Annotated in this window: 10 protein-coding genes and 3 tRNA genes; 12 read left to right on the top strand and 1 reads right to left on the bottom strand. The window is 63.8% G+C overall.

Going from position 1 to position 13,217, the window contains the following annotated elements; all coding sequences use genetic code 11:
• Positions 1 to 205: 205 nt before the first annotated feature.
• The 8 genes from ppnN to AC1DKR_RS12370 all read left to right on the top strand — a co-directional run bounded on the left by ppnN (position 206) and on the right by AC1DKR_RS12370 (position 9,670).
• On the top strand, positions 206 to 1,594 hold the full coding sequence (gene ppnN / locus AC1DKR_RS12405) for a nucleotide 5'-monophosphate nucleosidase PpnN (protein WP_223494715.1): 1,389 nt from the start codon (positions 206 to 208) through the stop codon (positions 1,592 to 1,594).
• 173 nt (positions 1,595 to 1,767) lie between these two features.
• A complete protein-coding gene (locus AC1DKR_RS12400) occupies positions 1,768 to 2,286 on the top strand; it encodes a GspH/FimT family pseudopilin (protein ID WP_312786243.1) in 519 nt (172 codons plus the stop codon).
• Positions 2,283 to 2,753 carry a type IV pilus modification protein PilV gene (pilV, locus tag AC1DKR_RS12395; protein WP_223494716.1) on the top strand — a complete coding sequence of 157 codons (471 nt, stop codon included), beginning with the start codon at positions 2,283 to 2,285 and terminating at the stop codon, positions 2,751 to 2,753. The genes AC1DKR_RS12400 and pilV overlap by 4 nt, the downstream gene beginning before the upstream one ends.
• On the top strand, positions 2,750 to 3,943 hold the full coding sequence (locus AC1DKR_RS12390) for a PilW family protein (RefSeq protein WP_312786242.1): 1,194 nt from the start codon (positions 2,750 to 2,752) through the stop codon (positions 3,941 to 3,943). Before pilV ends, AC1DKR_RS12390 begins: the two co-directional genes overlap by 4 nt.
• Positions 3,944 to 3,950: 7 nt before the next feature.
• Positions 3,951 to 4,442 (top strand): pilus assembly PilX family protein, encoded by a 492-nt coding sequence (locus AC1DKR_RS12385; RefSeq protein ID WP_312786241.1) that lies wholly within the window; start codon positions 3,951 to 3,953, stop codon positions 4,440 to 4,442.
• Complete coding sequence (locus AC1DKR_RS12380; protein ID WP_478033075.1) at positions 4,439 to 9,106, top strand: pilus assembly protein; 4,668 nt, start codon at positions 4,439 to 4,441, stop codon at positions 9,104 to 9,106. Before AC1DKR_RS12385 ends, AC1DKR_RS12380 begins: the two co-directional genes overlap by 4 nt.
• Positions 9,107 to 9,128: 22 nt before the next feature.
• The gene (locus AC1DKR_RS12375; RefSeq protein ID WP_394195724.1) at positions 9,129 to 9,542 is read left to right on the top strand and encodes a type IV pilin protein; all 414 of its coding nucleotides are present in this window, start codon (positions 9,129 to 9,131) and stop codon (positions 9,540 to 9,542) included.
• Between the two features lie 51 nt (positions 9,543 to 9,593).
• A tRNA-Asn gene (locus AC1DKR_RS12370) sits at positions 9,594 to 9,670 on the top strand.
• A 62-nt stretch (positions 9,671 to 9,732) separates the two neighbouring features.
• On the opposite strand, the gene AC1DKR_RS12365 is transcribed toward AC1DKR_RS12370, so the two are convergent.
• Positions 9,733 to 10,320: a GspH/FimT family pseudopilin gene (locus AC1DKR_RS12365; RefSeq protein WP_312786239.1), complete on the bottom strand. Its 588-nt coding sequence runs from the start codon at positions 10,318 to 10,320 to the stop codon at positions 9,733 to 9,735.
• 77 nt (positions 10,321 to 10,397) lie between these two features.
• Between AC1DKR_RS12365 and uvrB the strand changes: the two genes are divergently transcribed.
• From uvrB to AC1DKR_RS12345, 4 genes are all read left to right on the top strand, one after another.
• Positions 10,398 to 12,422, top strand: coding sequence for an excinuclease ABC subunit UvrB (gene uvrB / locus AC1DKR_RS12360; RefSeq protein ID WP_223494722.1), 2,025 nt, complete (start codon positions 10,398 to 10,400; stop codon positions 12,420 to 12,422).
• Positions 12,423 to 12,529: 107 nt separating this feature from the next.
• Positions 12,530 to 12,604, top strand: a tRNA-Val gene (locus AC1DKR_RS12355).
• 97 nt (positions 12,605 to 12,701) lie between these two features.
• Positions 12,702 to 12,776 (top strand) — tRNA-Val (locus AC1DKR_RS12350).
• Positions 12,777 to 12,931: 155 nt separating this feature from the next.
• Entirely contained in the window at positions 12,932 to 13,186 is a 255-nt protein-coding gene (locus tag AC1DKR_RS12345) for a hypothetical protein (RefSeq protein WP_312786237.1), read from the top strand.
• Positions 13,187 to 13,217 lie beyond the last annotated feature (31 nt).

Genomic DNA, 13,217 nt, shown 5'->3' with positions numbered 1-13,217 from the left:
CCGTTTTCCGTTCAGGCGAAAGTCCTTGCAGGGGGCAGGGCATCGGCGTAGCATCCGGACACGTGCGCGGCGCAGATGCCGCCGAAGCGGTCCCGGAGCGGCGAACGCGGGACGCACCTATCCAACGGTCGGGCTTCCCGGCCGTTTTGCTTTTTAAGGGGGCGGCAGTACAGTCGGACACCTTAAAGGAAGCAGAAAAGTGGATATGACAACGAATGAAAAGGCAGCGCGGACGCTGCCGGTGCAGGACGCGCGGATCTACCCGCGTGGTGGCCTGGATGTGCTGTCGCGGGCCGAGGTTGCGCGCCTGCGCGACGCCTCCAGTGGTGGCATGCACGAGCTGCTGCGCCGCTGCGCGCTGGCCGTGCTGACCAGTGGCAGTGCCTCCGATGATCCGCGCGCCGCGCGCGATCTTTACCCCGATTTTGACATCCAGGTCGCACAGCAGGATCGCGGCGTGCGCATCGACCTGGCTAATGCGCCGGCGATGGCGTTCGTCGATGGCGAGATCATCCGCGGCGTGGCCGAGCTGCTGTTCGCGGTGGTCCGCGACCTGGCCTACATGGCCATCGAGATGGGCCCGGCCTACGCGGCCGAGCTGGAGTCGTCCGAGGGCATCACCAATGCGGTGTTCGGGCTGCTGCGCAATGCGCGCATCCTCAATCCGGGTGATCCGAACCTGGTGGTCTGCTGGGGCGGCCACTCGATCTCGCGCGATGAATACCTGTATACCAAGCAGGTCGGTTACGAGCTGGGCCTGCGCGGCCTGGACATCTGCACCGGCTGCGGCCCGGGCGCGATGAAGGGCCCGATGAAGGGCGCCACGATCGCCCACGCCAAGCAGCGCCGGACCGTGACGCGCTACATCGGCCTGACCGAGCCGGGCATCATCGCCGCCGAGTCGCCGAACCCGATCGTCAACCACCTGGTGATCATGCCGGACATCGAGAAGCGCCTCGAAGCCTTCGTCCGCATCGGCCACGGCATCATCGTGTTCGCCGGCGGCGTGGGTACCGCCGAGGAGATCCTGTACCTGCTGGGCATCCTGCTGCGTGAGGAGAACAAGGACCTGCCGTTCCCGCTGATCCTGACCGGTCCGACCGTGGCCGCGCCGTATTTCGAGCAGATCGACCGCTTCATCCGCCTGACCCTGGGCGACGCTGCGGCCGAGCGCTACGAAATCGTCATTGGCGACCCGGTGGCGGTGGCCAAGAAGATGTCGGCCGGCATCAAGCGCGTGCGTGAACATCGCCTTGCGCAGAAGGATTCGTTCTTCTTCAACTGGTCCATCGAGATTCCGTGGGAGTACCAGCAGCCGTTCGTGCCGACCCACGAAGCGATGGCTGCGCTGGACCTGCATCACGGGCGTGCGCCACACGCGCTGGCGGCTGACCTGCGCCGGGCGTTCTCGGGCATCGTCGCCGGCAATGTGAAGGAAGACGGCATGCGCCGCATCGAGGAGTTCGGGCCGTTCCAGATCCATGGCGACCCCGACATGATGCAGGCCCTGGACGGGCTGCTGCGCGCCTTCGTCGAGCAGCGCCGGATGAAGATCTCCGGCGAGTACCAGCCCTGCTACCAGGTGCTGGCGTAAGCCTGGGGAGGGCGGCTGGGCGGCGCGGCGGGGGCCGTGCCGGATCGTCCGGGGGAGGGCGGGACGTCAAGCCTTTGACGCCCGTCGCCCGGATCTGACCGTTCATCCTGCCGCCGCTTGCTGGCGGCAGGCCGGTGCGCCATCGTGGCCACCAACACGCTGGGGAGCGTCCAATGTCATCGCGCCGGTCCAAGGGCTTCACGCTTGTCGAACTGATGGTCACGATTGCCGTGCTGGCGATCCTGAGCACCATTGCCTATCCCAGCTTTCAGGGCACGATTCGCTCCAACCGGATGGCCACCACCAGCAACGAGTTGATTGCTGCGCTTGCGTTGGCGCGCTCGGAAGCCATTCGCGGTACGCATGGTGGCGGGGTCTGTGCTTCCACGGCGGGCACCAGCTGCGATGGCAAGTCCTGGACGGATGGCTGGATGGTCTGGAACGACGCCAATGGCAATGGCAGCTTCGATACCGGCGAGGCCGTGCTGCGCTATGCAGAGGCCCGGACGAAGATGCAGGGCGTCAGCGACCAGGCCCTTACCATCGCATTCGACCCCCGTGGCCGCAGCCGTGCCGTGACCGCGCAGGACATCACATTGCGTCCGGCCGATTGCGGCAGCCAACCGCTGCAGCGGCGGTTGTCCATCTCGCTTACCGGGCAGACCCGCCTGCAGAAGGAGGCCTGCAAGTGACACGCGCCGCTTACCAACGTCGTCGGTTTTCCGGACGCACGCAACAGGGTTTCACCCTGATCGAAGTGCTGATCGCAATCCTTGTGCTGGGCTTCGGCCTGCTGGGCTTCGCCCTGCTGCAGACGATGAATGTCCGCTACGTGCAGAGTGCGAATTTCCGCACGCAGGCCACCAATCTCAGCTACGAACTGCTGGATCAGATCCGCGCCAACCGTGTTGCCGCGCCGGTGTACGTGGGTGATTACACCGCAACGACCACCAAGTGTGCGCCGCCAACCGGGGCGGCCATCGCCAAGGACACCTACATGACCGACTGGCGCTGCCGCCTGGGTAAATCGCTGGGTGCGGAGAGCAAAGCCTCGGTCACCCGCAATGGCAATCAGTATTCGGTCCAGGTCACGTGGGGCGACGAACGCTGGAAGGCGGATGCGGTCGACACCACCTTCACCGCGAGTACTCGCCTGTGAGCCGCGCCAGCTTCTCTGCCCGGCGCATGCAGGGCCTGTCGCTGATCGAGCTGATGATCTCGCTGGTCATCGGCCTGATCATCCTGTTGGCGGTGGTGCAGGTGTTCTCCGCCTCGCGCACCGCCTATCAGCTGTCCGAAGGTCTTGCCCGCGTGCAGGAAAACAGCCGTTTCGCGATGGATACGCTGCAGCGTGAGATCCGCATGGCTGGACATTTCGGCTGCACCAACGACCAAGCGCACACGCTGGAGTCGTTGTCCACACTGCAGTCCACCCTGGATGGCGCGGCCAACCCTGGCCTCGACTTCATGCGTTCCATCCAAGGCTACGAGGCCACCGGCACCGAGCCTGGCAAGACACTCACGCTGGCAGCGACACCAGCGACGGGGGGAACCGCCTATACCCCGGCATTGCCGACGGCGATCTCCAGCGCGTTGACCAACCGGGTCGACGGCAGCGACATCATTGCGCTGCGCTACCTGATGCCTGACGGCGTTCCGATCACCGCCATCGGCGGCACCATCGAAAAACCGGTGTACACCTTTGAAGCCGCGCGTTGGTCGGTGCTGCGCAGCGGCGTGACCAATCCGGGTCTTTTCGGTGTTGCCGATTGTGGTTCTGCCACGGTCTTCCAGGCCAGTGCAGTCAACGCAACGACTGGCACCATCACTTTCGATACCGTGAAGTTGAACGGCTCGCGCACTTTCAGCAATGGTTACATGCTTGGTCAGGCGATGCTGTATCGCGCTGAAAGCGCCGTCTACTACGTGGGTTACGACGCGACGACCAAGCAGAGCTCGCTGTACCGCGTGCGCTTTGGTGCGGCCCCCAACGGCGATCTGGTTGCGTCCAGCCCGGAAGCGATGGTGGAGGGTGTAGAGAATCTGCAACTGCTTTACGGCCAGGACCGTAGTCTGGGCGCCCGGCCTTCGGGTTACATCGATCGTCAGGGTACGGCGAAGGCCGTGCAGGAGTCGCTGCCCAGCGACATCGGCCTGGCCTGGCGACGTGTCGGCGTCGTCCAGGTGGGCCTGCTGGTCTCCAGTCCGGATCCGGCAGCAGCCCGTCAGGCAGACTCCAACGCCGCGCTGGTATCCATGGGGGTGACCTATACCGCCCCTACCGATGGACGCATGCGTGCCGTCTACCAGACCACCGTCGCACTGCGTAACCGCCTGTTCGGCAACTGAGGTCATCATGCGCTCATACCGATTCCGGCCCGTCGCTCCCCGTCGCCAACGCGGCGCGGTGCTCTACGTGGCCCTCATCATGCTCATTCTGTTGGCGTTGATCGGCATCGCGGGCATGCAGGTCACCAGCATGCAGGAGCGCATGGCCTCCAATTACCTGCGTACGAACCTGGCGTTCCAGAACGCTGAGTCGAGTGCACGCCAGGTCGAGACCGGCATCGAAACCGCGCTGGATGGCGCCAACGTCTTCCTCGCTGATCAAGAAGAGTGCAGCCCGACCTACGACCCGTTGACCTGGGCCAACGCGATCACCAAGACCGCGGCCAGCTACACCCGACGCATCGACAAATGCTCTTCGGGCAATACCGGTTCCAGCATCAAGACCGGCAAGCGGGCCAACGAAGAAACCGGAAACACCTACCAGGTCACGGCCTTGGCCAGTGATGCCCCCACCGACGCCTCTGCCAGTGCCGTCATCGACACGGTCTTCATCCCATGAACAACGAACGTCGTTTCCTTCGCCTCCGTCCTGCCACCTGGCTGCGCGCCGGGGCCGGGGTTGCCGTGTTGGCCGGGCTGGCCGCGCTGATTCTTCCGTTGCAGGCGGCGCTCGGCGACTACGACATCGCCCAGGAGCCGCTGTACACCAAGCAGAGCCAGCCACCGCTGATGATGATGGTGATGTCGCGCGATGAGCAGCTGTTCAACAAGGCCTACAGCGACTACAGCGACATCGGTGGCGGGCCGGGCGGTGAACCGGATGGCATCCTCGATACCACGTATCTGGATGCATTCGAATACGGTGGCTACTTCGATTCCAAGCTGTGCTATGGCTACGCCAGCGGCGTATTCAAGGCGTCCGCTGCCGCAGGCGGTGCCAACGGCCACAGCTGCAGCAGCGCCTGGTCGGGCAACTTCCTCAACTGGGTGACGATGAGCCGCCTGGACGTGATGCGTGGTGTGCTCTATGGCGGCCAGCGTTCGGAAGATACGAAGGACAAGACCGTCATCGAGCGCGCGCAGATCCCCAGTGATCTACATGCCTGGGTCAAGGTCTACAGCGGCAGCGACATCGGCAGTTTCACGCCACTTTCCGGCACGCAGTCGTTCTGCAATGCGACCATCGCCGCCAATGGTGCGCCGTTGATGCGTGTTGCTTCTGGCAACTGGTCCGAGTGGGCGTCCACTGCATCCTACCAGTGCGGCGTCAATCGCTCCGGCGAGGGCAGCGCGGACACGCCGCGTTCGACAGTTGACTACACCGTGCGTGCGGAAGTCTGCGGCTCGACCAATGCAGCCCTGCGCGAAGGCTACTGTCGCAAGTACAACGATGGCGCCACCGATCGCTACAAGCCGGCTGGCGTGCTGCAGACCTATGGCGAAAGCGGGCGCCTGCGCTTTGGCCTGATCAGTGGCACGTATTCCAGCCCGCGCGATGGCGGCGTCCTGCGTCGCAACATCGGCAAGATCGCCGGCAATGGCACCACGTTCTGTGCCGCCGGCGATGAGATCAACCTGTCTACGGGCCAGTTCTGCAACGCGCTGGCCAGTGCTTCTGAAGGCATCATCAATACCATCTCCAACTTCCGCATTGATCAATGGAACTGGAGCAGCAACTGGAACGACTGCAACACCTACGGCATCCTCAATCGTCAGGACCAGGGAGGCAATGGCAACCTGGCCGACCCGGGTACCAGTGGCCAGAAGTGCAGTGCCTGGGGTAATCCGCTGGCGGAGATGTACGCCGAAGCACTTCGCTACGTGGGGGGCGGCGCCAAGATCTACGGGGACAGTGGCGACCTCAGCGGCCTGCCAACCAGCGTGGCCTGGAAGGATCCCTATCGCCTGCCCGCCGACGGTGGCAACTCCTACTGCGCGACCTGCAGCATCCTGGTCCTGTCTTCGGGCCTGCCCTCGTTCGACAGCGACAACATCGGCTCGGTGACCAATCTGGCCGCCGCCACCACGGCTACCGATGCGATCGGCGCTGCCGAAGGCATCGCCGGCAACACGTACATGATCGGCCGCATCGGCGACACCCCCAAGGGGACTTCGCTGAACACCCATGAAGATATCTGCCAAGGCCGGACCATAACCAGCCTGAGCAAGGCGCGCGGCATATGCCCGGATATCCCGTCGATGGAAGGCAGCTACATGATGGCCGGCCTGGCCAAGGCGGCTGCCGAGACCGATATGCGCCCGGGCGTGCAGAGCAAACCGTCCTCTTACAAGCTGACAGCGACGACTTATACCGTTGCGATGGCCGAAAATCTGCCGCAGTTCGAAATTGCAGTGGGTGGGCGCAAGATCGGCCTGGCCCCGCTTTGCCAAGCCAACGATTCCGGCGGCGCAACGCAGACCACCAAAGGCTGGCGCAGCTGCTTCCTGGGCTCGGTTGGCATCGGCACCAAGGTGGCAAACAGCACGGGCGGTAACCTCGTCTACGGCCGCACCTATCGCTCCGATGCCCAGGCCGGCAGTTTCTCGCTGGTCTGGGAGGATTCGCTGTGGGGCAACGACCATGACAATGACGTCGTGGCAATGTTGAGCTACTGCGTGGGCGCAGCCTGCAACGACACGGGTGCCTTCAACAACATCTGCTGGCGGGCCGATGCGAAAGTGAGCAACAGCGCGGTGGGCAATACCCGGTTGTGCAACTACACCCGCAACAGCAATGATGACTGGATCGGGACAACGTTGGTCAATGACGTCGCCGCTGATGAAGTGCTGATCCGTATCGAAAACCTGTCTGCCTATGCCGGCAACGCGATGCTGACGGGCTATACGATCACCGGTTCCAATGCATCAAACGCCGTGCAGCGCCTCGCGTTGCGCCCGGGTAATTCCAACGGCTCCGTGCTGAGCACCACCAACAACTTCCCCAACAACTGGCAGAAGCCGGTGGTCATCAAGTACAAGGCATCGACCACTGCTGCTGGCCAGCTGGAAAGCCCGCTTTGGTACGCAGCGAAGTACGGTGTCCCTGCGGGTGGCAAGGCGTGGGACAGCAAGAAAAAGGGTGTGCCGGACAACTACTTCCTGGCTCGCAACCCGACCAAGCTGAAGCAGGCGCTGGAAGAAATCTTCGACAGTGCGGCTGAAGGCGATGCGCCGGTCGGTGGCAGCGGCTCGGGCGCGCGCATCAGCACCGGTTCGTTCACGGTAGCGTCCCATTTCCGCGTGCCCTCCGGCAGCAACGACTGGACCGGTGATGTCATCGCCACACGGGTGACCAGTACCGGTGCCGACGGTGCAGAGCTGTGGCGGGCATCGAGCAAGCTCGCTTCATCAACCCGGCGCATCTACATGGCAACGGCGCCCACCTCCACCGATTCGGCCAAGGACACGGTTACCGCTGCGAAGGTGGCAGAGTTCACTTCGGCCAACGTACCCGGTGCCGATGACAACGCAAAGGCTGCGACCCTCGGCCTGGTCACGCGTCCGGACTGGTACACCGGCAAGACCTCGGCCAATTTGGTCAGCTACCTGCGTGGTGCTGCCATCAGTGGTTTCCGCACGCGCACCTCGCCGCTGGGCGATATCGTCAACTCGGGTACCGAGGTCGTTTCCAACCGTGATGACTTCGGTTACGGCTACTGGAGTGTCCAGGCGGCTCCATGGAAGAAGACGCTGGGCGCGGCGTACGCCACGTATCTCAAGGCAAAGCGGGCGAGTAGTGGCCCGCCGACGATGATCTATGTCGGTGCCAACGACGGCATGCTGCATGGTTTCAATGGTTCGGACACTGCCGCAGCCGGGAACGAGGAGCTGGCATTCATTCCGTCGGCGTCGCTGCAGCACATCGCTGAACTGGCCAACCCCAAGTACGGTCACCGCTACTACGTGGATGGTCCGCTGACATCGTCGGACGTGTACGACGGAAGCAATTGGCGCACTGTGCTGGTGGGTACCACCGGTGGTGGTGGCTCGTCGGTGGCGCCCAGTGGTGGCAAGGCCAGCAACGGATCGGTGTTCGCGCTGGACGTAGGCAATCCGACCGGCTTCGGTGCCAGCAACGTGCTGTGGGAAGTGTCGGGAAAGACCGAGTCGGATCTGGGCTTCGTACTTGGCAAGCCGGTGGTGGTTCCGGTATCGGGCACCACGGCTGGCGGCCAGCCACGTTTCGTGGCGCTGTTCGGCAACGGCGTCAATTCCACCAGCGGCAAGCCGGTGCTGTTCGTGGTCGACATCGCCACGGGCAAGGTGCTGCGCAGGATCTCCCCGACCGGTGCGGCCTACGCCAACCGCAACGGGCTGATCAACGTGGCCACGGTGGCGCTGAAGAACAACGACGGCATCACTGATACGGTTTACAGCGGCGACATGCAGGGCAACCTGTGGAAGTTCGACCTGTCCGATACCAACCCGGCCAACTGGGGGGTGGCATTGGGAGGGGCGCCTTTGTTCACCGCTGTGCGCAACAGCAAACCGCAGCCGATCATGGGCGGCATCGAAGTCACTCGTGGTCCCAGCGGTGGGGTCAGCCTGTTCTTCGGCACCGGCCAGTATTTTGCGGCCGATGACAATGCAGTCAGCAGTTCCTCGCCGGTGCAGAGCCTGTACGGCGTGTGGGACAACCTGCAGACGGCGGCTGGCGGGCGCGCCAACCTGGTGCAGCAGAACATCATCACCACTACGGCCACCGATGGCTACTCGGCGCGTGCCGTCAGCAGCACCAGTTTCGTATACGGCACCGTTCGCGGCTGGTATGTGGATCTGGTGGTGAACAGCAGCATCGAAGGTGAGCGCTTCGTGGGCAACCCGAACGTACAGGGCGGCACGGTGTACTTCACCACCTATGTTCCAGGTACCGCCATCTGCGGCAGCGGGGGCGGTGTGAACTGGATGTATGGCCTGAACCTGTTGTCCGGCGGTGGGTCAATGAGTGGGTTGAGCTCGACCATCGGCGGCACCTCGATCTGTACCGGCGACTGTGCGGCCGTGGCCCTGACCAAGGGCGGAGATCTGGGGCAGGGGCCGCCGGTGACCGGTACCAACATGTTCGTGCCCAAGCTGGCGTCGTGCGACCCTGCGACCTCCAGCTGTACGGTCGACAAGCTGCTGGAAGCCGAGGCCTGCACGTTCGTGCTGCGCAGCCCGGGTGCCGATCCGCTGTACAAGCCGCGTGCGTGTGGTCGCCAGTCGTGGCGGCAGATCCGTTGATGATGCAGTTCGAGGACATTGAATGAACGCCTTTACCCTCCGCCGCAACGCCCGCGGATTCACCCTGATCGAGCTGATGATCACGGTCGCCGTGATCGCGATCCTCGCCGCCGTCGCCATTCCGTCCTACAGCGAGCACGTACGCAAATCCCGGCGTGCACAGGCGAAGGCCGATCTGGTGGAGCTGGCACAGCAGCTGGAGCGCTTCCATACCGTGCAGAACACGTACAGTGGGATGACTCTGCCGTTCACCGTCTCGCCCCGCGATGGCAAGTCGTACTACACGCTGTCGCTGTCTGGTGCGGCGACGTCATCGGCGTTCACGCTGCAGGCGGTGCCGGGGACTGGCCAGGACAAGGACAAGTGCGGCACCCTGACCCTGGACCAGGCGGGGCGCAAGACGCCCACCGAGGCCAAGGTGGCGGGTTGCTGGTAAGAGACGAAGGTGTTGCAAGCCTCGCAATGAGCGTCTAGAATGCGCCTCCCCGCCCGAATAGCTCAGCCGGTTAGAGCACTTGACTGTTAATCAGGGGGTCGTTGGTTCGAGTCCAACTTCGGGCGCCAGATTCGAAAAAGCCGCGAGAAATCGCGGCTTTTTTCGTTCTTCGATCCGCCATCGGCCGCGTTCAGCAAGGCTTTTCAGATCGTGGCCGCTCGCTGCGTACGCGTCCGCCGACGTTGACGATCACCCTGCTGTGCTCTTTCCCGTCCACGCAGAGCACCAGCGACTGATTGGTGCCGGCATTGCGGCCATCCGGCAGGAACTGCACGTGTCGCCGATGTTGGCTGGATTCCATCCGCACAGGCGGCGGTATGCGATCCCGCACATGGATGACGGCGGCGGCAGTCGCGGCTGCCCATGGCGAGGGTTCCGTCCGTACCAGCCACCCTTGGCTCCATGCGTTGCTGCAGTTGACACCATCGGCCGACCCGCAGACCGTCACTCTTCGGCGCTGGGTGATGGCTGTATTGCGCGCCAGTACCAGGCTGCTGGTCAGTTCGGCACGCAGTGATTCCGCTTGCAGGTGGCGGAGCGTGCGCTGCCAAGGTCCCCAGGCCAGGGCCAGGAGCACCGACAGCACCATCAGCACGCTCACCAGTTCCAGCAGGTGAAGGCCGCGTGCCAACCGCGCAGGGTGGGGGAGGTGTGTGGCCGCAGTCATGGCCACAGGTTGGCTGCAGGTCTTGACTGCCACCATCAGCCAGACCCCCATCTTTGAGGCAGGCTTCCCCTCAGCCGACCGTCACCGGACGCCCCGTATACTCACCTTCCCCGAGACCTGGCAACACCATGAGCGACAGTTTTCAACTTGTCTCGCCGTATTCGCCGGCGGGAGACCAGCCCAACGCCATCGCCAAGCTGACCAGCAATTTCGAAGCCGGCGTCGCCAAGCAGACCCTGCTGGGCGTGACCGGCTCGGGCAAGACCTACACCATTGCCAACGTCATCCAGCAGATCCAGAAGCCGACGCTGATCATGGCGCCGAACAAGACCCTGGCCGCGCAGTTGTATGGCGAGTTCAAGGCGTTCTTCCCGCACAACGCGGTGGAGTATTTCGTCAGCTATTACGACTACTACCAGCCGGAAGCCTACGTGCCGTCGTCGGACACCTTCATCGAGAAGGACAGTTCGATCAACGAGCACATCGAACAGATGCGGCTGGCGGCGACCAAGACCCTGCTGTCGCGACCGGATGCGATCGTGGTGGCGACCGTGTCGGCCATCTACGGCCTGGGCGCACCGGAAGACTACCTGTCGCTGCGCCTGATCCTGTCCAAGGGCGAGCGCATCGACCAGCGCGACCTGATCAATCACCTGACCCAGCTGCAGTACACGCGCAACGAATACGAGCTGCAGCGCGGTACCTTCCGCGTGCGTGGTGAAGTGATCGATGTGTTCCCGGCAGAATCGGACAGTGAGGCTCTGCGCATCGAACTGTTCGATGGCGAGGTGGAAAAGATCACGATGTTCGATCCGCTCACCGGTGAGACCATGCGCAACCTGATGCGCTTCACGGTGTACCCGAAGACCCACTATGCGACCACGCGTGAACGGGTGCTGGCAGCGGTGGAGACCATCAAGGTCGAGCTGAAGGAACGGTTGGAGCAGTTGTACGCGCAGAACAAGCTGGTCGAGGCGCAGCGCCTGGCCCAGCGCACCCAGTTCGACCTGGAAATGATGGCCGAAGTGGGCTTCTGCAACGGCATCGAGAACTACTCGCGGCACTTGACCGGAAAGAACGCGGGCGAGCCACCGCCGACCCTGTTCGATTACCTGCCGGCCGATGCGTTGCTGGTGATCGACGAATCGCACGTGACCATTCCGCAGATCGGCGCCATGTTCAAGGGTGACCGTTCGCGCAAGGAGACCCTGGTGGAGTTCGGCTTCCGCCTGCCATCGGCGTTGGACAACCGTCCGCTGCGCTTCGAGGAGTGGGAGGCGCGCTGCCCGCGCAGCATCTATGTGTCGGCGACACCGGGTCCGTATGAATTCCGCGAGGCCGGAGAGGACATGGCCGAGCTGGTGGTGCGCCCGACCGGGCTGATCGACCCCGTGGTGGAGATCCGCCCGGTCGGCACCCAGGTCGATGACCTGATGAGCGAGGCCAACGAGCGGATCAAGGCCGGTGACCGCGTGCTGGTCACCACCCTGACCAAGCGCATGGCCGAAAACCTCACCGAGTACCTGACCGAGCACGGCATCCGCGTGCGCTACCTGCACTCGGACATCGATACCGTTGAACGCGTGGAGATCATCCGTGACTTGCGTCTGGGCAAGTTCGATGTGCTGGTCGGCATCAACCTGCTGCGCGAGGGCCTGGACATGCCGGAGGTCTCGTTGGTGGCGATTCTGGATGCGGACAAGGAGGGCTTCCTGCGCTCGACCGGCTCGTTGATCCAGACCATCGGCCGTGCGGCGCGCAACGTGCGCGGCAAGGCCATCCTGTACGCGGACAAGATCACCCGTTCGATGCAGGCAGCGATCGATGAGACCGACCGCCGCCGCACCAAGCAGGTCGAGTACAACCTGGAGCACGGCATCACTCCGCGCTCCGTGGCGCGGCCGATCGTCGACGTGCTGGAGGGCGCACGCTCGGACGCTGCCGAGAAGGAGTCCCGCAAGGGCAAGGGCAAAGGCCGTTCCGGGGTGGCAGAGGACACGGTCGACTACCGTTCGCTCAGTCCCGCGCAGCTGGCCGCTCGCCTCAAGGCCCTGGAGCAGCGGATGTACCAGCATGCCAAGGACCTGGAATTCGAAGATGCCGCCCGGGTCCGCGACCAGATCAGGCAGCTGAAGGAAGCCAGCCTGGGCTGAACGCGGTAAAACGGCTTTTCTTCACAAAAGTATTGCGCTTGCCGGTCGCCATCCGTAATATACGCGGCCTGCACCGACGCAATCGCGGCGCTGCAGAAGCAACAAACGGGCGGTTAGCTCAGCGGTAGAGCACTACCTTGACATGGTAGGGGTCACAGGTTCGAACCCTGTACCGCCCACCACGAAGTCCCCCAGAGGGCTGTCGTGAGCATGAAAAGCCCGGCCCTGGCGCCGGGTTTTTACGTAGAAGCACCAGCCTGCGGGCTGCACGGAATATTTGGGCGGTTAGCTCAGCGGTAGAGCACTACCTTGACATGGTAGGGGTCACAGGTTCGAACCCTGTACCGCCCACCACCGGTTCCCGGCATGGCCGGAGCAGCGGTGGACACGATGAAAGCCGGCCTTGGGCCGGTTTTTTTGTGCCTGCGATCCGCGCTCGTTTCAGCCTGGCCGGCTTGCTGCCAGCGTCAACCGCGTTGCTCGACACTGGCGCTGCGCTGCAGCTGCCAATGACCATCTACGCGCTGCCACAGTTGCATGAGGCCCCGGCTATGCACTTGCCCGCGCTGTCCCCCAGGCTCTCCACGCTGCACGCGACCATGGGCCACCTGAAGCACGCGATCCGCACTCAGGCGCAGGATCTGTACGCTCTGGCGCTCCGTCTGCCCGCGCGTGGCGGGCTCGCGAGCGGCGCGTTGGGCATCGGCCTGCAGGATCTGCAAGCGCAGCGAATCGTGTCCGGTGCCGGCGTCGCGGTTGCATAGACCGGCCATCAACAGCAGCAAGGCAAGCATC

The organism is Stenotrophomonas sp. 01N47 (assembly GCF_056399165.1).
This window is presented reverse-complemented; position numbering and strand designations above follow the sequence as displayed.

Excerpts from the sequence above, each read along its gene's own strand:
- AC1DKR_RS12400 (WP_312786243.1), top strand. The coding sequence starts at position 1,768 with ATGTCATCGCGCCGGTCCAAGGGCTTCACGCTTGTCGAACTGATGGTC.
- AC1DKR_RS12380 (WP_478033075.1), top strand. The coding sequence starts at position 4,439 with ATGAACAACGAACGTCGTTTCCTTCGCCTCCGTCCTGCCACCTGGCTG.
- AC1DKR_RS12385 (WP_312786241.1), top strand. The coding sequence starts at position 3,951 with ATGCGCTCATACCGATTCCGGCCCGTCGCTCCCCGTCGCCAACGCGGC.
- AC1DKR_RS12365 (WP_312786239.1), bottom strand. The coding sequence starts at position 10,320 with ATGGGGGTCTGGCTGATGGTGGCAGTCAAGACCTGCAGCCAACCTGTG.
- AC1DKR_RS12375 (WP_394195724.1), top strand. The coding sequence starts at position 9,129 with ATGAACGCCTTTACCCTCCGCCGCAACGCCCGCGGATTCACCCTGATC.
- uvrB (WP_223494722.1), top strand. The coding sequence starts at position 10,398 with ATGAGCGACAGTTTTCAACTTGTCTCGCCGTATTCGCCGGCGGGAGAC.
- ppnN (WP_223494715.1), top strand. The coding sequence starts at position 206 with ATGACAACGAATGAAAAGGCAGCGCGGACGCTGCCGGTGCAGGACGCG.
- AC1DKR_RS12345 (WP_312786237.1), top strand. The coding sequence starts at position 12,932 with ATGACCATCTACGCGCTGCCACAGTTGCATGAGGCCCCGGCTATGCAC.